The sequence below is a fragment of the Ureibacillus acetophenoni genome (genome assembly GCF_900220965.1).
In the GTDB taxonomy this organism is placed as follows: domain Bacteria; phylum Bacillota; class Bacilli; order Bacillales_A; family Planococcaceae; genus Ureibacillus; species Ureibacillus acetophenoni.
The window spans coordinates 193080-213079 of sequence record NZ_OBQC01000002.1; the positions used below are offsets into that span (position 1 = coordinate 193080).

The window sequence follows — 20000 nt, forward strand, 5'->3', positions numbered from 1 at the left end:
ATATTAAAGGAACTTATCAAGAATGATAAGTTCCTTCTTTTAATCCATATAACTTGGCTTTCTCCTTTTCCATAATCTTTATAATAATCGGTCCTAAAACAATAAAGAAAAAGAAATTACCTATGGCATGATAAATATCAAATGGCATACCGGCTAAATAATAAGCAACGAACATAAGTCCATCTCCGATAAATAGCATATTTAATGATACGATCAATCCATAAAACATCCCCATAAATGCAGTATATAAAGCAAGTATTAAGAATGGTATTTTTTTGTATATCTTACCAATCAAACCCGAAGCAATTGCCACAGCTCCCCATGCAAGCAACTGCATGATAACAAATGGGCCAAAACCTAATACTAAATTAGATCCTAATACTGTTAGAATCGCTAGAGTTAATCCAATTCTCACACCGAATACAAGGGAAACGCATATAATAATTGTCGTTGAAGGTTGTACATTGGGAATACCAACTGTATAAATTCTACCAACGATACTTAAAGCTGCTAGACATGCAACGATCGTCATTACTCTTGTTGATTGCCGGATATTCAAATTTGAACCAAGTTGAAGATTTTTATCTTTCAATATTCCACCTCATTAATAAGAGGATAATTCCCAAGTGATTTTGTCACCATCTTTTAAAATAACTTCAGCTGCACCTACCATAGACATTTCACCATTTACTGATAATGCCCAGTAAGTTTTCGTTTCTTCCCCTGCTTCAACACCGTTGATTGATGTTACAAAGCCACCTTCTTCAACAGCATTTAATTCTCTAACAGTAACTTCAAGTGCATTTTCACCTTCAGTAAATGGTACTTCTTTTACTTCCGATTCACCATCATTAATTACTTCTAATTCAACTTTTAGTTCTTCGACGTTAGTTTCAGTGCTCTCAGTCGTTTCTGTTGTTTGAGACGATTGGTTTGTTGTTTGTTCAGTTGTTTTAGCTTCTTCCTCTGTTTGATTTGTACCACAGCCTACTAAAGCAAGTACTACAATCATTAATATAGATATTCTTTTAAATAAGTGTTTCATTTTTATAATCTCCTTTAATTGCCCTATCATTTAGTTATGTAATTCTCTTGTAGAACCTACTACCCCCTATTTTAATGAAAAGTGAATTTAAACCTCTTTTTAGGAATAATGGTTTAACAACGATACAGAACAAATTACGACAAAATAAAAAGCCACCCAAGAATGGATGGCAATTAAAACAATGGTAAGCATATATAATGCGTTCAATGTTTTGCCGTACATTCTCTTTAATTCCGAAGAGGGTTGTTACGATCAGAATAAGACAGGTCTCCTGGCTCGTGCATCAACGTTTTGAAGCCTTCCCATCATTGTTAGACAGTGGCACTTTCCAAAACTAGCACTTACAGTTGCGGAAACAGCTTCGGATTTTCACCGAATTCCCAATTAAGCATATAGCGTCTTCTTCCTGCAAGATTATTCACTTATTAGCAATTTATCATATTTTAAGTAAATTTTGTAGTGAAATTTAAAGTTTTAGTAATTATATGAATATTTAGGCACAATTCGAACATTTTCCATAGATTTCGAATTTATGTGCTTCAATTTCACATCCAGGTAGTTTTTCGGTGAGCATTTCCATTGGACAAATTTCAATTTTTTTCACCCTTCCACATTCCATGCAAATAAAATGGTGGTGATGGTGATCGGACTCACAATGCATTCGAAAGTTTCTTTCCCCATTAAACTCAGTTTCTTCTAATATTCCTAGATCTACAAAAGTAGAAAGATTGCGATAGATTGTATCAAAACTCATCCCTGGAAAATCTTTTTTTAATACGGTTAATAGATCCCGCGCAGTTAAATATTTTTCAGTTTCATTAAACATATTTAAAATAAGTTCGCGCTTATCTGTCTTTTTATAGCCGTTTTCTTTTAGAATTTCCCATGCTTTAGTTATGTTCACTAAATATTATCCCCTTTCTACTTTTAAATTAAATAGTAATTTTTTAATAGAAATAACGATGAATAAAATGATAATCGATGTTACGACAATCGTACCACCTGGGGCTAGATTTAAGTAAAAAGCACTCACTAATCCAATAATAACTGCAGATTCCCCAAAAATAATTGCATATAAAATTGTATCTTTAAATCCTTTGGAGATACGCATAGCCGCTGCAACTGGTAATGTAATTAGGGATGACACTAGTAATATTCCTACTATTCGCATGCTTGCCGCAATAACCAATGCCACAACTATCATAAATAGTAAGTGAATCCACTTTGAAGGTAATCCTGTTGCTTTCGCATACTCTTCATCAAAAGATAGAACAAACATCTCTTTAAAAAATAGTAGTAAAAATATGAACACTACTAATGCAATAAGTAGCACGACAATTAAATCCTGCCTTGATACAGCAGAAACAGAACCAAATAAATAACTCATTAAATCTGTATTAAAGCCTTTTGCTAAGGATATAAAAATAGCTGATAATCCTATTCCAGCAGACATAATAATTGGAATCGCTAATTCTTCATAATGTTTATATAAACTTCTTAAACGCTCGATTAACATAGAGCCACCTACAGAAGCTACAATACCTAAGTAGATTGGATTTAACAATGCTAAGGACGCAAAGGATTGACTTAAAAACAGACTTCCTGCAATACCCGCAAGCGTTACATGTGATAATGCATCTGCAATGAGTGACATTCTTCGTACAACAATGAAAACACCTAACAATGGAGCTACTACACCAATAATTAAACCTGAGAGAAAGGCATTTTGTAAAAATTCGTAGTTAATAATTGCTTCGATCAAATCCCTTTCCCCCTCTAATGTATTTTACGAACTGAATGACCGTACCAGCCATTTAATTGTTCATCTGAAATGGAATCAAAATCTTTTTTATACCCATGAAAGTGAATTGTTTGGTTTAAACAAGCAACATGACTAATTCGATTAGACACAGTATCTACATCATGGGTAACTAAAATAATTGTTATTTGTTGTTCCTTGTTTAGTCTAGCTAACATATCATAAAATGATTGAACATTTTCATGGTCAATTCCAACGGTAGGTTCATCTAAAATAAGTAACTTTGGTTCAGAAATTAAAGCTCTTGCTATAAATACTCGTTGTTGTTGACCACCAGAAAGTTTACCTATATTTCTATCGAGGTATTCTTCCATACCTACTGCTTTTAGTGCATCTACTACTAATTCATTAGCGTTTTTTGGCATTCGTTTAAATAAGCCAATTTTTTTAGTTAATCCACTTTTAACAACTTCTTCAACAGTTGCTGGAAAAGCTGAGTTAAATGCATTCGATTTTTGAGAAACATAGCCAATCCATTCACGATGTTGAAACGAACTTACTGATTCTCCGAACAACTTAACTTCACCTGAAAGTGGTTTTGCAATCCCTAATATTAACTTTAATAATGTAGACTTTCCTGACCCATTTGGGCCGAGAATCGCTAAAAAATCACCTTCAGATACACGGAAGGATATATTATGTAACACTTTTGTATGTTCATATTGAAACGAGACATTTTGTAATTCTATTAAAGGTTTCGTCATAATTTCTCTTCTTTCTAATTGATAATCATTACGATTTACAATTTGTAAGTATAAGTCTTTCCACTTCTTTTGTAAAGACATCCAACTTCAATAGATTATTATGAAAGGACCTGAACTAAATGCGTGCAATTGAAATTTGGGAATCATTATTATCCAAGCCAGATAAAGAGGTCATTAAAATTGCAAGATATTACGGAGTTGAACTAACAATTGATGAAGTTCGTAAGTTAAGACCTCTGGCTGAACGGGCAAATATTACATGGCTAGTAACAGGTATACCGAAAAATGTATTAAAAGAAACAGAAAAAATATTAGGACCTAAAAAATTTAAAAAATATAAGAAAATACTTGATAGTTATTATACTTAATAAAAAAGTTAAAAGTGGTTGAATTTTACACATTCAACCACTTTTCCTATTAATAACTACTTATAAATGTTTTTACTACCTCATCTATTGAACTAAGCTTAATACTTTGTTGATTTTGTGTAAGTATAGTAAATGCATATTGTTTACCAGTATTCGCCTTAAAATAACCAGATAAAGCATATACACCTGAAATATATCCTGTTTTAGCAACTACTCGGTTTTTAAGATCAGGAGTATTAAATCGTTCCCTTAAAGAACCGCCTACTATTCGATCCGGTATCCCTCCTATTGGTAAGCTATCATAAAAAATAGGATAAAACGGTTCATTTCTTACTAAATATAGAAGAGAAGTTAACTCATTTGCAGTGATTTTATTTTTATGAGACATCCCTGAGCCATCTTCAAAGACCCACTGTTCCATTTGAAGTCCGATTCCCCTACCATAGTCGTTTACCGCTTGTAAGCCGTGTTCGAGACTACCAACGCCAAATTCTTCATTCCCCATCGATTTTACTAATATATCCGCGATACTATTATTACTTAGCTTTAGAAACGGGATCATTATTTTCTTCAAAGGAATTGACTGTTTTGTGTACAGCAGTGTTGCATTACTTGGTACAGCTTTTCTTTCAATTGAAGAATTTGACGTAAATGATATGCCTGAATCCTTTAGTACAATTCTAACCGAATGCAGTGTATTAATAGTTGGATCTTGTAGGGCTATCCATTCTTTTGTTGAATTTCCAACAGGAATTTGACCAGTAATGACTACTTGGTTTGTATTATATTCACGGTATATCTCTAATGTATCTTTTTCATTTGCTGAAACGGTTGTCGCATTATTAACAATGATCATCCCACTCAAGTTTGGTTTAATTTCAACTGAAGGAATATTACCATTCACACTTGCATTTACCTGAACAAAAATTGTTCCTGAATCATAATCATCATCAGGTGACATCGTTAACGCAGAAGTTCTAGCAGCATAGTAATAACTTTCATCATCTTTTGCGATGCCTGGCGTTAATTGTGGACCAATAAACAATGTATCATCACCGTAAAGATTCCCAGAAATAGTTGTGATTCCTGCTCGTTTTAGGGCATTTGCAAATGTTTTGAAGTTTTCCTCTTGAAGTGTTGGATCTCCCCCGCCTTTCACATAAATATTGCCATATAGGACATGGTCTTTTATCTCTCCATCATAATACAATTGAGTTTTAAATCGATAGTTCTCTCCCAATATATCTAAGGCACTTGCAGCAGTTAGTAATTTTAAAGTAGAAGCTGGTTTAATACCTACATCACCGTTGTTTTGATAAATAATCTTTCCATCTTCAAGTGATCTAACAGATATGCTCATATTTGTTGTACCTAAGTGTGTTGTAATAGTCTCATCAATGGCTGAAGCATAAACATTACTTGGTGAAAAAATAGTACTAGCTACTATTAGTAATAGAACAAATCCTATAATTTTCTTTCTCATGAAATGTCCTCCATCATATTCTACATACTGTTTACCCAATAGATTCAAAAGTTACTCTCATATTATGTAAATGAAGTTAAAAAAAATGCTATTTGTGAGAAATATTCTCTCAAATAGCATAGATATAAAAATATTAAACACGTAATGCATCGATTACAGTTGGTACAAACTCACCTGAACGAAGCATTTCGATTTCTTCTTTATAAGGGGCCACTTTGTTCTTAGCATCCACACCAACCCAAGGTGTTTCTAGTATTTTAGGAATGTCTTCAAATACTTCATGATGGACAATTGTTTTTAAAGCATCAAAACCAATATGACCAAAGCCAATATTTTCGTGACGGTCTTTTCCTGCTCCGCAAACGTTTTTACTATCATTCACGTGAACTACTTTAATGCGATCAAGACCAATAATTTTATCGAATTGCTCTAATACACCATCAAAATCATTCACAATATCATATCCCGCATCATGAATATGGCAAGTATCTAAACATACTGAAAGACGTTCGTTATTCGTTACACCATTAATAATTTGTGCAATTTCTTCAAATGAACGACCAATTTCAGTGCCCTTCCCAGCCATTGTTTCTAATGCAATTTGAACAGGGTGATCTGTTGCTAACACTTCATTTAGTCCTTCAATAATTTTTGCTATACCAGCTTCAACCCCTGCTCCGACATGGGCACCTGGGTGAAGGACAATTTGTGTTGCACCAATTGCCGCTGTTCTTTCGATTTCTTTTTGTAAAAACTCTACGCCAAGCTCGAAAGTTTCAGGCTTTGTTGTATTAGCAATATTAATAATATAAGGGGCGTGGACAACAATATTTGAAAGTCCATTTTCCTTCATATGAGCTAATCCCTTTTCAATATTTAAATCTTCTATCGGCTTACGACGAGTGTTTTGGGGTGCACCTGTATAGATCATAAATGTAGATGCACCATATGATGCGGCTTCTTTACTTGAGCCAAGAAACATTTCTTTGCCACTCATCGATACGTGTGAACCAATTAACATTCTCATTTACCTCCCATAAAGTTCCACAGACAATAATAAACTCTTTAGCTTCGCGGTTTTTTATTATCTTGTTTTGTTCTTTTCTTACGTTCTTTCTTTTTAATTTTATCCATTTCCCATTTCATCGCTCGTTTATAACCTGGTTTTACTTTTTTAGGTTTTCGGACTTTCGCTTTTGCAATTTTTTCGATTTCATTTTCTTGTTTTACACGATTTTGTCGCGCATGACGTTCTTTTAATTCGATCCATTCACCTTTTTTAATGTCCATTTGTTCAAATGGAATATCCATTTTTTCTAAGCGAACAATTTTATCTTCATCTTCTGGCTCGAATAGAGTGATTGCAGTCCCTTTATTGCCTGCGCGAGCTGTACGACCAACTCGGTGAATAAAGAATTCAAGGTCTTCTGGAATTTCGTAATTAATGACATGTGAAATTCCTTGGATGTCAATACCTCGTGCAGCTAGATCTGTTGCAACAATATACTGATACTCAAGTTCTCGAACTTGCTTCATCATTTTTTTTCTATCCCGTGGACTTAAGTCTCCATGAATTTGACCAGCTTTAATACCTTCTTCTGCTAAGTATGAGGCTACCGCTTCTGCTGTTTTACGTGTATTACAGAAAATTACCGCTAAAAATGGGTTAATGCCCTCAATCACTTCCAGCAGTCTTCTGTTACGTGACTTTGAGCGAATAGGTACTAACACAAAGTCAATACCTTCAGCAACAGGTCGTTTATCGTTCATTTTAATATGAACTGGTGAATCCATATACTTTTTCAAAAACGGTTGAAGTTTTTCTGGAATCGTTGCTGAGAAGACGTACATCTCCAAATTCTCTGGCATTTTCGATGCAAATCCATCAATTTCTTCAATAAAGCCCATGTCAAATGCTAAATCCGCTTCGTCTACAACTAAAATTGGAGCCGTGTGAACTAGAAGGGCATTCTCATTGACTAAGTCTTTAATTCTACCTGGTGTACCTACAACAATTTGAGGCTGGCTCGATTTTAACTTATCCATTGAGCGTAATTTATCGGTACCACCAATATATAATTTTGTTTGAATAGTTGTACCTTCAATTAATTGATTCAATGCATCAAAAATTTGTTGTGCTAATTCTCTTGTAGGTGATGTAATCACCGCTTGTACTTCTTGTTTTTCTTCATCAATACGTTGAACGATTGGTAATAAAAAACTATGTGTTTTTCCCGTTCCTGTATGTGCTTGTCCAATCGCGCTTTTCCCTTTTAGGATTAATGGAATCATTTCCTTTTGAATGGGTGTTGGTTCTTCAAAACCAATTTCAGCAAGCTTTTGACGAAGAAATGGTTTAAAATCGTAATCCGAATACTTAGACATATTTCGTCCTCCTAACATGGTTCATATTGTAACATTTTGCTATTATAAAGCACAACTTATCCACTATTTATAGGGATTTGTCAGAAAATTTCAAAGAAAAAAGACTAGCTATTCTACATAACTAGTCAGAAATTGATATCCATTAATAGAATTATAATGGCATTATTTTATCAACAGGTTTTGGCTCTTTAATTTTCGGTAAAATTTTATCCATTGTAATTGTTCTTTTAATTTCATGAGTAGATGGATCATTTGGATCATACTTTTCTAAAAAAGAAATGACTTCTTTTACAATTGGAGTTGGTGTTGATGCACCTGCTGTCACTGCAACTTTCTCAACGCCTTCAAGCCATTCTAATTTTAGCTCTGTTATATCAGCGATTCGATAAGCTTCGGTACTAGCAATTTCTTTAGAAACTTGAGCAAGACGGTTAGAGTTATTTGACATCGGATCTCCAACAACAATCGTTAAATCCGCCTCACCTGCTTGCCCCGCTACAGCTTCTTGACGAACTTGTGTCGCTTGGCAAATTTCTTCATGTACTTCTATATGTGGATATTTTTCTTTTAAATAATCCATTGCCGCTTTTACATCCCATTGACTCATCGTCGTTTGGTTTGTAACAAGTAACTTTTCGTTATCGATATTTAATTTGTCGACATCTTCAACATTTTGTACTAAATGGACATGATCTGGTGCAACACCGATTGCCCCTTCTGGCTCTGGATGGCCTTTTTTACCAATATAAATAATATCATAGCCTTCAGCAGATTTCTCACGAATCAAATCATGAGTAACTGTTACGTCAGGACATGTTGCATCTATTGCTACTAACCCTTTCTTTCTTGCAATCTCGCGAATTTCAGGTGAGACCCCATGGGCAGTATAAATAACAGTCCCTTCGTCGACCTGCTCGATTATTTCTTTTCTGTTCGGTCCATCGAGAGTTATAATTCCATCTCTCTCAAAAGCATCTGTTACATGTTTATTGTGAACGATCATTCCTAAAATATATATAGGTCTCGGTAATGTTTTATCTAATGAAGCATTGCGTGCAATTACCATTGCATCGACAACCCCGTAACAATAACCTCGGGGATTTATCTTAATGACTTGCATCATGTCAACTCCTTTTGTGTTACATAGTATTATTATATAGGAGAGTGACATTTAATACAAAGCTTCATTGTTGTAAATGTTTGTTATTCATCGAAATGAAATGATGGTTGAAATATTCTAGGAACAGATGGCTTAGTTTTATATGGTTTTGCTAGTTTCTCAACATAAACTGACTCTGTTCTACTTTCATTTGGTTTTTGGTAATGACGGTTAGTTCCACGACGATGATGATGTTGGTCTACTTTTTGGTCAAAATCAAATTTATGACGTATCACTTTTTCATGACGCCGTCTATCATCTCTAATATGTTCACCTTTTGGGATATGTTTTGAGCTACTTTCTTTTTTGTCATCATCTTTATATACGTATTCAAAAGATGAAGAATCTAGATTAAATTCTGATGATTCCTCATTATAGTCATCATCATGTTCGTTTCCTTTTTGCCCAGAACTAAATCCTCTATATAATCTCCATAGAGCAGGAATATTTCGAATTAGTGGTGTGGCCTGAGCAATATATGGTTGAAAACCTTGTGCTGTCGCTAGCAATCGATTACATGTTTCCATAAACGATTCAATTTTGTTTGTTCCTTTAGGTCCTGGAGGAGGCATCATACCTGGGTTAAATCTATGTGGTGGTGGATAGCCGTAACCTGGCATACGTCCTGGACCATTGTAATGATATGGTCTAACAGGTGGTGGTGGTGGCGGTCCTTGACGATAAAAATTACGCATGTTAATCTCCTTTCTTATAGGTAAGAATCATATGGCGTAGGTTGTTCTATCAGCTATCATATGCAAAGGACTAAACATTTGTAATAGGTTATATGCCCAATTGAACAAAGATGGTGGCCTAAATATTGAGTCATCATCATTGTTGTTAATTGAAATATTGATTTATTGGTCACCATTCCCACCGTAATGTACACATTCTAAATCACATTGCATAATTATTTTGTCAATCTCTTTATTTAAATAGAAAAAAACAACTTGCCAGATTTTTGGCAAGTTGTTTTTTTTAGATAAACTGAAATGGCTCAGTATCGATTTCTGATTGAATGAATTCTACATCTAACTTTTTATCTTTACATAGGTTTGTCATTTTCTCAGCTACGCCTTTGATCATTACTTTTTCAACATGATGTCCAGGATCGACGATGTTTAGATTTAAATTTTGTGCATCCTGTGCCATATGGAATTTAATATCACCTGTGACAAATACATCCGCTCCTGCACGTTTTGCAGAATGAATATACGTATTTCCATCCCCCCCTATAACAGCTACTTTATGAATATCCGTTTGCATATTACCAACAACTCGAACCATAGGAACATCTAATTGCGTTTTAACATGCTTTGCGAACTGTTCTAAATTCATTGGTTGTTTTAATGTACCGATGCGTCCTAAGCCTTGTACGTTCGTTTCTACAGCCATTGTATAAAAATCGTAAGCAGGTTCTTCATATGGATGCGCATTCAACATCGCTTTTAAGATTTTATTTTTCATTGAAGTAGGAAATACAACTTCAATTTTCACTTCTTCCGTTACTTCCATTTCACCTATTTCACCTATATAAGGGTTTGCACCATCAAGAGCACGGAAACGCCCTTCTCCATTACTTGAGTAGCTACATGAATCATAATCACCTATATGGCCTGCACCTGCTTTTGCTAGTGCTACACGTACTGATTCCGCATGACCATCCGGTACAAAGACGGCCATCTTCATTAGATTTTCGCTATAAGTTTCTTCTAGAATTTGATTATTTTCTAACTCTAATGCATCAGCAAGTAAATCATTCACACCACCTACTGCTACATCTAAATTCGTATGTGCAGCATAAACAGCGATGTCATTTTTAATTAGTTTCTCATATAGTCTTCCAGCTGGTGTATCTGTTCTTAAATTTGCGAGTTTGCGAAAAATTGGCGGATGGTGAGCAATAATTAATTGACACCCTTTTCTAATTGCTTCTTCTGCAACCTTCTCGTTTACATCAAGGGTAACGAGCACTTTTGATACAGCCTTATTTAAAGTACCAATAGCAAGTCCAATGGGATCGTTTTCCATACAGGCAAATTTTTTTGGTGACCAGCTCTCAAATACTTGAATAATTTCATTTCCATTAGGAATTTTCATTGTGAAGTTCCCCCTTAACCAAATCGATTAAATGTAACAGTTCTCCTCTTTTTGCTAGAATTTCTGAAGTAGGCTCTGCTCCATCTAATGATGTTAATACACGTTCCCAATTTTCAATTTCCTTCTGCCATTTTTTAATGAAAACCTCTGATTTTTCAGCAAGTAAATGTTTTCCTAGTAAAATTTCCACTTCAGAAAGTTCCATTTCCCCTCGTTGTAAAACTAATACTTCGTAAATTTTATCATCTTCTTCTAAGATGACTTCGTCTAAAAGTGCCCAATTATTCTTAATTGCCCACTCGCGAATTACTTTTGCATGAATATTAGGTTGTAAAATTAAGCGTGTTACAGAATCTAATGCAGAAGGTTTATTTTCTAAAATAGATACAATTAGTGGCCCACCCATTCCTGCAATAGTAATTGCATCTACTTTATCTGATTCATCGATTGCCTCTAGACCATCAGCAAGCCTTACAGAAATTTTATGGATTAAGCCCTCTTCACGAACTTGTCTTACTGCTGATTCAAAGGGTCCCTTTACTACTTCACCAGCAATTGCTTTTTTAGCAATTTTTTTATTAATTAAATAACATGGTAAATAGGCATGATCACTACCAATATCCGCTATTATTGCGCCCGTAGGCACAAAGGATGCTACTGTTTCTAATCTTTTTGAAAGTTTTTGTGCATTCATGTAAAATTACCGCCTTTACTACTTCGATACAATAATTATAGTAGAAATTTATGCTTATCACCAATTGTTAGGTAGTATGTTTAATATATAAAGCTAATATTATTTTGTCATTAAATAGATAAATCCTTAGTTGCCTAAACAACTAAGGATTTTTAATTTAATGTTATTTTAAAGTTGTAATGTAGTCAGCAATCGCTTGTGCTTCTGCTTCACTTTTACCTTGTGCTGGCATTGAACCTTGACCATTGATGATAACATCTTTAATATGTTCAACATCTGTTAAACCTACTAAAGAAGGTCCCATACCTCCAGTTAAGTCACCACCGTGACAACCGATACAAGATGCCACTAATTCAGCACCACCTGCTTCAGCATCAGCAGTTGCACCGCCCTCTGTAGCTTCGCCACCGTGAGCGATTTCCTCTTTATTTCCAACGCCTTCCATAGACATAAAGAAGATAAGTCCGATACCGAATGCCATAATAAGGATATAAGGAATGATTGGATTGTTTTTCATATAAGTTACCCTCCCTTTTACTTCATATATGGTTCTATATATTATAGAATCTAGTCAACATCTATAATTGTACTTCAATCTCTGTAAAACGAAAAGCCCTAAGCGATAACTTTTTCTCTATACTGTAACAATTTTGACAAATGTGTGTTAGTTGTCCATAATTTCCCATGAAATAACTATTTTTTGGATTTCAGATGTACCTTCCCCTATCTCTAAAAGTTTCGCGCCTCTTAAATATCTTTCCACTTCATACTCTTTCATATACACGTATCCATCTTGAATTTGTATAGCCTTATCAGCAACTTTCATTGCTATTTCAAAAGAATACTATTTTTTGTCATTGTAGCTTAATATAACTTATATAAAAAATTGATATCCTACTAAAATTACTAATCCGAGAGAGCCTGCAATGATGAAATATATTAATCTACTTAATATTCCAGTCCCTAGCCATATTAAACAATTGGCTATAAGTAGAGAATACAATACATTTAAATTATCTGGAAAATAAGTAATGCTTACTTTAACGGATATACTGAATAGGAGTAGTGCTGCAACAATTTGGAGAATGGGAGCAAGTAGCCCATATTTTTTTGAAAGATAAATAGCACCGATTACGCTAATTATTGCAACGATTCCAACTACAATTAGTAAATAGTGTGCAATTTGATTCAATGCAAAGAGTAGAACAATTAGTATGATTGCTACAATCATTAGTAAACTGTTCATCAAATTCGCTCTTCGTCTTTCTTTTGCTTTTATTGCCTTTTTGTAATTATTTTTTTGTTCAATATCAACCTCATTTCCTTCTGAATATAAGGTCATTAAAAAATCACAATAATGTTCCGGCAATAACTTATTTTGTTTCCAAAATTGAATCTCATTAATTATTATTTGTTTTCGCGGATTTGCCATTGAATTATCTCCAAATATGATGAATTATGTAAATTTATATGATAAATCTATTTTAACTTACATTTTTGGATTTTCCTATACTTAGAAAGTAGCAACAATTTATATATAAAACTAAAAAGACATCCAAATGGATGTCTTTTTCACAGTTTTTTATTCTAAAAAGTCTTTTAAACGTTTACTTCTTGAAGGATGGCGAAGCTTACGAAGAGCTTTTGCCTCAATTTGACGAATACGTTCACGTGTAACACCAAAAACTTTACCAACCTCTTCAAGCGTACGTGTACGACCATCATCTAACCCGAAACGTAAACGTAAAACATTTTCTTCGCGATCAGTTAATGTATCTAATACATCTTCAAGCTGTTCTTTTAATAATTCATAAGCTGCATGATCCGATGGTGATTGCGCTTCATGGTCTTCAATAAAATCACCTAAATGCGAATCATCTTCCTCACCAATAGGCGTTTCTAATGAAACTGGTTCTTGAGCAATTTTTAATATTTCTCGAACTTTTTCAGGAGATAAATCCATTTCTTCCCCGATTTCTTCAGGTGAAGGTTCACGTCCAAGATCTTGTAGTAATTGACGTTGCACACGAATCAATTTATTAATTGTTTCGACCATATGAACTGGGATACGGATTGTTCTTGCTTGGTCAGCAATGGCACGTGTAATGGCTTGACGAATCCACCATGTAGCATATGTTGAAAACTTAAATCCTTTACGGTAGTCAAACTTTTCAACTGCTTTAATTAATCCCATATTACCTTCTTGAATTAAGTCAAGGAAAAGCATTCCACGTCCGACATAACGTTTTGCAATAGATACTACTAAGCGTAAGTTGGCTTCAGCTAGGCGTTTACGCGCTTCTTCGTCACCATTTTCTATACGTTCTGCTAGTTGTATTTCTTCCTCAGCCGTTAATAGGTCGACTCTTCCAATTTCTTTTAAGTACATTCTTACAGGGTCATTAATTTTAACACCAGGAGGAACGCTTAAGTCGTTTAAATCGAATTCTTCTTCACTTGCTTCTTGTTTCGATAAAGCCTCTTCTTCAAACTCCTCTTTACCATTTACAGTTGAATTAAAATTGTTTTCTAGTTCTTCTGCAAAATGGAATATTTCTTCATTTTCTAATTCAAACGGAGCAAGTTTGCTTGAAATTTCACTCATAGAAATTTCTTTATCTTTTGCTTGTTCTTGTAGAAGCTTTTTTACTTCTTCCAAATTTTGATCACTAACTACTTCTTTTGAATGTTCTGACTTGTCAGCCATAAACCTTCCTCCTTCTAACCAACCGTATCAAGTTAAATAGCCGATAATGATTTTCGCAAATCGATAATTTGTTGCACGATTTCACGCGCTCGCTGATGCTCATGCATTTTTTCTGCTTCTTGAAATTCATGAGTTAACTTATTTATTTCTGTTTTAATGCCATGCTTTTGTAAATGTTTTATACAATCTGAAATTTCAGCTTCCGCATGTTCTGGATCGCGTTCTGAAATAGCAGCTTCCATTACAATTTTTCTTAGTTCATTATCATCAAGTATTTCTAAAAATCTTTGATAATCTGCTGTATCATGTTCTTCATAAAATCCAATTAATCGAACGAACACTGCAACATACTCATCATGCACAAATGGTTGTGGATTTGTACTATTCAAAATTTGATCAACAACATCTGCATTGTATAGCATATGCGAAAGAAGTAATCTTTCTGCTCTGTCCGTAGCTGTCAATATTTTTTTTTGTTTAACATCTATATGAACAGTTTGTCCACCTTTTTGAATATTACGTTTTACCGTTTTTGCACGTTCTGCTTCTAATTTACGGAATTGAGTATAAATAGCATCAACAGAAATATTTGTTTCACTTGCTAGCTGTTTAATATATAACTCTCTTTCAATCGGAGATACGCCAACAAGTTGCTCAAGTACTTCTTGAACATACTGTAATATGTCATTTTCAAATTGGAAGTTTTTATTGCGTCTAGCATGCATCATACTAAAAGCCATAAAACTTTGTGGCTTATCAAGAATCGTTTTATAAGATTCAGGGCCATATTTCCTTATATACTCATCTGGATCAAGCTTATCGGGTAATACAGCAACTTCCACTTTTAAATTTTCAGCTTGAAGCTTTTCGGCAGCTCTCTTTGCCCCTTCTAAACCAGCATTATCACCGTCATAACATATAATAATTTTTTCAACTAAGCGCTTGAGCTTTGTGATGTGCTGGGGAGTTAAGGATGTCCCCATTGTGGCGACAGCATTGAAAACGCCCGTTTGATTTGTAGCTAATACATCCATAAAGCCTTCCATAAGAATGGCTTGTCCAGTTTTGCGGATAGAACTTCTCGCTTTATCTAAATTGAAAAGTACCTCGCTTTTATGAAAAATTGGTGACTCCGGACTATTTAAGTATTTTGCTTCATTTTCCGTCTGATGAAGTATTCTTCCTGAAAATGCAATTATCTTTCCTAATTCGTCTCGAATTGGAAACATAATTCGACCACGGAATCGATCGAAAAATGAAGAATCGTTTTCTCTTTTAATGATTAGGCCACTTTCAGCAATTTCTTCCAAGTCATAGCCTTCTCTTTTTAATAAAATCGAAAGCGTATCCCAAGAAGTTAAAGACCAACCTATACCATTCGTTTCGATATCTTCCTTTGTAAATCCTCTTTTTAGAAGATAATTTAATGCTTCTTCGCCATCTTCTGTATTCATTAATAAATGATGATAGAATTCAGCTGCAAATTCATGGGCATTCAACATATTTTCTTCAGATTTTGAATAGTTTCCTGCACTTTTTTGCATACTATCATTTTGTAAATCAATATGAATTCCTAAGCGATTACCCAGTTTAGCAACAGCATTAACAAAAGGAATATTTTCAATATCCATGATAAATGTTATTGCATTTCCACCAGCTCCACATCCAAAACAATGAAATATTTGTTTTTCTTGTGTTACTGAAAATGACGGTGTATTTTCACCATGGAATGGGCATAAACCGAACCAGTTTCGCCCTCTTTTTGTTAACTGAACATATTCACTGATTACATCGACGATATCTATTTGAGATCGAATTTGTTCTATCAATTCTTCAGGAATCTTTCCAGTCATTGCATCACCATCTTGTTAACTTATTACACAATTCGTGATAATGTAAAAAAATCCTTTATTATACGACAAAAAAATTAAAATTTAAATAAAAAATATATCCAATTATATTTTTACCACAATTTTATTATTATAAAACAGTTTCTTTCAAAAATCTACTATTTTTTATAAAAAACGAATAAAAACCTCCTCCAAATGGGCTCAGAGGCGGTTTAATCACTATTTTTCATGTTCAATTTTATGAATTATAACATTTGCAGTTTCTTCGACAGCTTTATTGGTTACATCAATAATTTCACAACCAATATTTTTGACTACTTTATAGAAGTGTTTAAGCTCATCTTCAATCCTTGCATGTTTTGCATAGTTTGCGTCATCACTTAAACCTAACGCTTTTAGTCGTTCCCTACGAATTATGTTTAACTTTTCTGGAGAAATGACTAATCCAAAACATTTTTTTGGATTCACATGAAACAATTCTTCAGGTGGGTCGATTTCAGGTACGAGTGGAACATTCGCTACTTTTAAGCGCTTATGTGCCAAATATTGTGATAATGGTGTTTTAGAAGTTCTAGAAACCCCAATCAACACAACATCTGCCAATAATAGTCCTCTTGGGTCACGACCATCATCATATTTTACTGCAAACTCAACTGCTTCAATCTTTTTAAAGTAATCTTCATCTAGTTTATGAACTAAACCTGGTTCTTCTAGTGGTTTTTGAGCAGTTTCTTGTTCAAACAATGAAATCATCGGTCCTAACAAATCAAACGTTTTTACGCCTTTTTGGTTGCAGGTTTCTAGCATATATTTTCTCATACTCTCTTCAACTAACGTAAAAACAATTATAGCACCATTTGATTTTGCTATTTCCGCGATATTATCAATATGTTCTTTGTTGGTAATGTGAGGAAATTTACGAATGACTGTATGATCGAAATTTGGTCGAAATTGAGTAGCTACTGCTTTTACTACTTGTTCACCTGTCTCACCAACAGAATCTGATACGACGTACACTTGTAATTTTTTCAAATTAGCACTCCTTACAAATCATGCGTTTCAGCTAATGATATAAATGCTTTGGTAATGTTCGTTTTTGTTATGCGCCCAACAATTTCAAATCCATCTTCTTTTTCATTTACAACGGGAAGCGAATCTACCTGTCTATCAATTAGTTTTTTTGCAGCTACAATAAGTGAGTCTGTTTTCTTACAAAATACAATATTAGGCATTCGAGTCATAATGATATGAACAGGAATCTGACTTAAATTTTGAGTGCCTATACTTGTTCGTAGTAAATCCTTTCTCGACAAAACACCTTGTAAGAAAGATTTTTGATCCACTACAAATAAAGTTCCCACATCTTCAAGAAACATGTGAACAATTGCATCATAAACTGTCATATTTTCTGATACTACAACAGGAACTGATTGAAAATCCTTTACTTTTAAATTTAACATTGATTCAGTTACACTGGCCATTGTCTTTTTTCCAGAATAAAAATAGCCGACACGAGGTCTAGCATCTAGAAATCCTGCCATTGTTAATATTGCTAAATCCGGTCTTAACGTTGCACGAGTCAAGTTGAGACGTTCTGCAATTTGCTCACCGGTAATAGGACCATTTTCTTTTACAATCTGTAAAATCTTGTCCTGACGTTTATTGAGTTCTATTGGACTCACCCGCCTCAAATAGTGTTATACTTATTACTCAATTATTATATACTAATTTTGATTGAATTGCTAAGAAAAGTAGTACATGCTACAATATTGACACAGTTATGAATCTTAGCATAAACTATGGGTAAACTTAATATTAAGGCAATGATAGGGTAATAAGTATTTTTTCCAAACTAGCGAGTAGGGATCGGTGAAAGCCTACACGAAAAGAGAAACGGCCCCCTTGAGCCAACTATTATAAAAGAGGATTAAAAAACTGGAAGATTCGCCTTCTAACAGACGCTATTAGTATAAAAAACTGATTGAAAGCGTTTGTCAATCAAGGCACGAGGTGATGAACAACCGGAGCGAACTACAAGGTTCGTGAGGATTGTGAAGAGCCTCGTCAGCTCCGTGCGGAACGCTTGCCAATAGTTTTTTAATCAAGCAGGGTGGAACCGCGGGTAAATGCACTCGTCCCTGGGCATAAAACAATTGTGCCCGGAGACGGGTGCTTTTATTTATTTTTTACTATTAGGAGGTAAAACTTATGACAAAAAAATCAATGGAAACAATCGTAGCTTTGGCGAAACATCGTGGTTTCGTATTCCCTGGCTCTGAAATTTACGGTGGTTTAGCAAACACGTGGGATTACGGTCCACTTGGTGTAGAACTTAAAAATAATGTAAAACGTGCTTGGTGGCAAAAATTCGTTCAAGAATCGCCGTATAACGTTGGTCTTGACGCTGCGATTTTAATGAACCCTCGTGCATGGGTGGCTTCTGGTCACGTTGGAAACTTCAATGACCCGATGATTGATTGTAAATCATGTAAAGCAAGACACCGCGCAGACAAATTAATCGAAGAAGCATCGATTGAAAAAACAGGTAATGAAATTGTTGTTGATGGTATGAGCTTTGACCAAATGAAAGCAAAGATGGCTGAGCTTGAAGTAACTTGTCCTGATTGTGGTAAGAATGACTTCACAGAAATTCGCCAGTTCAACTTAATGTTTAAAACGTTCCAAGGTGTTACTGAATCTTCAACAAATGAAATTTATTTACGCCCTGAAACTGCTCAAGGTATTTTTGTGAACTTCAAAAATGTTCAACGCTCTATGCGTAAAAGAATTCCATTCGGTATTGCACAAGTAGGTAAATCATTCCGTAACGAAATCACACCTGGTAACTTCACTTTCCGTACACGTGAGTTCGAACAAATGGAACTTGAATTCTTCTGTAAACCAGGTGAAGACCTTGAATGGCAACAATACTGGAAAGAATTCTGTAAAAACTGGTTACTTAACCTAGGTATAAAAGAAGATAGCATTCGTCTTCGTGATCACGGTGAAGAAGAATTATCTCACTATTCAAATGCAACAACTGATATTGAATATCGTTTCCCATTCGGTTGGGGTGAATTATGGGGTATTGCAGACCGTACAGACTACGATTTAAAACAACATATGGAACATTCAGGTGAGGATTTCACTTATATTGATACAGTAACAAATGAACGTTATGTTCCTTATTGTATCGAACCATCTGTTGGTGCGGACCGTGTTACATTAGCATTTTTAGTGGACGCATTTGATGAAGAAGAGCTAGAAGGTGGCGATGTTCGTACAGTTTTACGTTTCCATCCCGCATTAGCACCATTTAAAGCAGCAGTTTTACCTTTATCTAAAAAGTTAGCAGACGATGCAACAGAAGTTTGGGATGAGCTTCGCAAATCATTCCCTGTAGATTACGATGAGTCCCAATCAATCGGTAAACGTTACCGTCGTCAAGACGAAATCGGTACTCCATTCTGTATCACATACGATTTCGATTCTAAAGAAGACGGCCAAGTAACGGTACGTCACCGTGACTCTATGGAGCAAACGCGCATGCCTATTTCAGAAGTTAAAGCTTATATCGAGAAGCATTTACAATTCTAGAATGTATCGGAGTATATTTCGCTAAGGCGAGATATACTCCCTTTTTCATACTTACATGCGCGTTTGCACCGAGGATTGTGTTGCTTGCA

The 20000-nt window shown here is 34.7% G+C and carries 20 protein-coding genes, 1 pseudogene and 1 riboswitch; of the genes and pseudogenes, 2 read left to right on the plus strand and 19 right to left on the minus strand.

Going from position 1 to position 20000, the window contains the following annotated elements; translation table 11 throughout:
* Positions 1–16: 16 nt before the first annotated feature.
* From CRO45_RS03690 to CRO45_RS03710, 5 genes are all read right to left on the minus strand, one after another.
* Positions 17–532, minus strand: a complete 516-nt coding sequence (locus tag CRO45_RS03690; protein WP_235864515.1) for an ECF transporter S component — start codon at positions 530–532, stop codon at positions 17–19.
* Positions 533–604: 72 nt separating this feature from the next.
* The gene (locus CRO45_RS03695; protein ID WP_170949399.1) at positions 605–1045 is read right to left on the minus strand and encodes a DUF4430 domain-containing protein; all 441 of its coding nucleotides are present in this window, start codon (positions 1043–1045) and stop codon (positions 605–607) included.
* 244 nt (positions 1046–1289) lie between these two features.
* A riboswitch (cobalamin riboswitch) is annotated at positions 1290–1463 on the minus strand.
* A 75-nt stretch (positions 1464–1538) separates the two neighbouring features.
* The gene (locus CRO45_RS03700) at positions 1539–1949 is read right to left on the minus strand and encodes a Fur family transcriptional regulator (protein ID WP_097148289.1); all 411 of its coding nucleotides are present in this window, start codon (positions 1947–1949) and stop codon (positions 1539–1541) included.
* Positions 1950–1955: 6 nt separating this feature from the next.
* Positions 1956–2807 carry a metal ABC transporter permease gene (locus CRO45_RS03705; protein WP_097148290.1) on the minus strand — a complete coding sequence of 284 codons (852 nt, stop codon included), beginning with the start codon at positions 2805–2807 and terminating at the stop codon, positions 1956–1958.
* A 14-nt stretch (positions 2808–2821) separates the two neighbouring features.
* Entirely contained in the window at positions 2822–3568 is a 747-nt protein-coding gene (locus CRO45_RS03710) for a metal ABC transporter ATP-binding protein (RefSeq protein WP_097148645.1), read from the minus strand.
* Positions 3569–3687: 119 nt separating this feature from the next.
* Here CRO45_RS03710 and CRO45_RS03715 point away from each other — a divergent pair, with 119 nt between their 5' ends.
* A complete protein-coding gene (locus tag CRO45_RS03715) occupies positions 3688–3936 on the plus strand; it encodes a DUF2624 family protein (protein WP_097148291.1) in 249 nt (82 codons plus the stop codon).
* A 49-nt stretch (positions 3937–3985) separates the two neighbouring features.
* On the opposite strand, the gene dacB is transcribed toward CRO45_RS03715, so the two are convergent.
* The 14 genes and pseudogenes from dacB to CRO45_RS03785 all read right to left on the minus strand — a co-directional run bounded on the left by dacB (position 3986) and on the right by CRO45_RS03785 (position 17996).
* A complete protein-coding gene (gene dacB / locus CRO45_RS03720; protein ID WP_097148292.1) occupies positions 3986–5419 on the minus strand; it encodes a D-alanyl-D-alanine carboxypeptidase/D-alanyl-D-alanine endopeptidase in 1434 nt (477 codons plus the stop codon).
* Positions 5420–5552: 133 nt separating this feature from the next.
* Positions 5553–6440: a deoxyribonuclease IV gene (locus CRO45_RS03725; RefSeq protein WP_097148293.1), complete on the minus strand. Its 888-nt coding sequence runs from the start codon at positions 6438–6440 to the stop codon at positions 5553–5555.
* 44 nt (positions 6441–6484) lie between these two features.
* Positions 6485–7804 carry a DEAD/DEAH box helicase gene (locus tag CRO45_RS03730; RefSeq protein WP_097148294.1) on the minus strand — a complete coding sequence of 440 codons (1320 nt, stop codon included), beginning with the start codon at positions 7802–7804 and terminating at the stop codon, positions 6485–6487.
* Positions 7805–7955: 151 nt separating this feature from the next.
* The gene (locus CRO45_RS03735; protein ID WP_097148295.1) at positions 7956–8924 is read right to left on the minus strand and encodes a 4-hydroxy-3-methylbut-2-enyl diphosphate reductase; all 969 of its coding nucleotides are present in this window, start codon (positions 8922–8924) and stop codon (positions 7956–7958) included.
* An 83-nt stretch (positions 8925–9007) separates the two neighbouring features.
* The gene (vrrA, locus tag CRO45_RS03740; protein ID WP_097148296.1) at positions 9008–9658 is read right to left on the minus strand and encodes a VrrA/YqfQ family protein; all 651 of its coding nucleotides are present in this window, start codon (positions 9656–9658) and stop codon (positions 9008–9010) included.
* 283 nt (positions 9659–9941) lie between these two features.
* Positions 9942–11063, minus strand: coding sequence for a Nif3-like dinuclear metal center hexameric protein (locus CRO45_RS03745; protein WP_097148297.1), 1122 nt, complete (start codon positions 11061–11063; stop codon positions 9942–9944).
* Complete coding sequence (locus tag CRO45_RS03750) at positions 11050–11757, minus strand: tRNA (adenine(22)-N(1))-methyltransferase (protein WP_097148298.1); 708 nt, start codon at positions 11755–11757, stop codon at positions 11050–11052. The genes CRO45_RS03745 and CRO45_RS03750 overlap by 14 nt, the downstream gene beginning before the upstream one ends.
* A 163-nt stretch (positions 11758–11920) precedes the next feature.
* A complete protein-coding gene (gene cccA / locus CRO45_RS03755) occupies positions 11921–12274 on the minus strand; it encodes a cytochrome c550 (RefSeq protein WP_097148299.1) in 354 nt (117 codons plus the stop codon).
* A 147-nt stretch (positions 12275–12421) separates the two neighbouring features.
* Positions 12422–12601 (minus strand): annotated as a pseudogene (locus CRO45_RS03760) (acyl-CoA dehydrogenase family protein); the annotation flags it as partial.
* Between the two features lie 30 nt (positions 12602–12631).
* Complete coding sequence (locus CRO45_RS03765) at positions 12632–13189, minus strand: hypothetical protein (RefSeq protein WP_097148301.1); 558 nt, start codon at positions 13187–13189, stop codon at positions 12632–12634.
* 150 nt (positions 13190–13339) lie between these two features.
* Entirely contained in the window at positions 13340–14464 is a 1125-nt protein-coding gene (rpoD, locus tag CRO45_RS03770) for an RNA polymerase sigma factor RpoD (protein ID WP_097148302.1), read from the minus strand.
* 32 nt (positions 14465–14496) lie between these two features.
* Complete coding sequence (gene dnaG, locus CRO45_RS03775; protein ID WP_097148303.1) at positions 14497–16317, minus strand: DNA primase; 1821 nt, start codon at positions 16315–16317, stop codon at positions 14497–14499.
* A 216-nt stretch (positions 16318–16533) separates the two neighbouring features.
* Positions 16534–17346 carry a pyruvate, water dikinase regulatory protein gene (locus CRO45_RS03780; RefSeq protein ID WP_097148304.1) on the minus strand — a complete coding sequence of 271 codons (813 nt, stop codon included), beginning with the start codon at positions 17344–17346 and terminating at the stop codon, positions 16534–16536.
* Positions 17347–17357: 11 nt separating this feature from the next.
* Positions 17358–17996, minus strand: a complete 639-nt coding sequence (locus tag CRO45_RS03785) for a helix-turn-helix transcriptional regulator (protein WP_097148305.1) — start codon at positions 17994–17996, stop codon at positions 17358–17360.
* 526 nt (positions 17997–18522) lie between these two features.
* Here CRO45_RS03785 and CRO45_RS03790 point away from each other — a divergent pair.
* On the plus strand, positions 18523–19911 hold the full coding sequence (locus tag CRO45_RS03790; protein WP_097148306.1) for a glycine--tRNA ligase: 1389 nt from the start codon (positions 18523–18525) through the stop codon (positions 19909–19911).
* Positions 19912–20000: the final 89 nt, after the last annotated feature.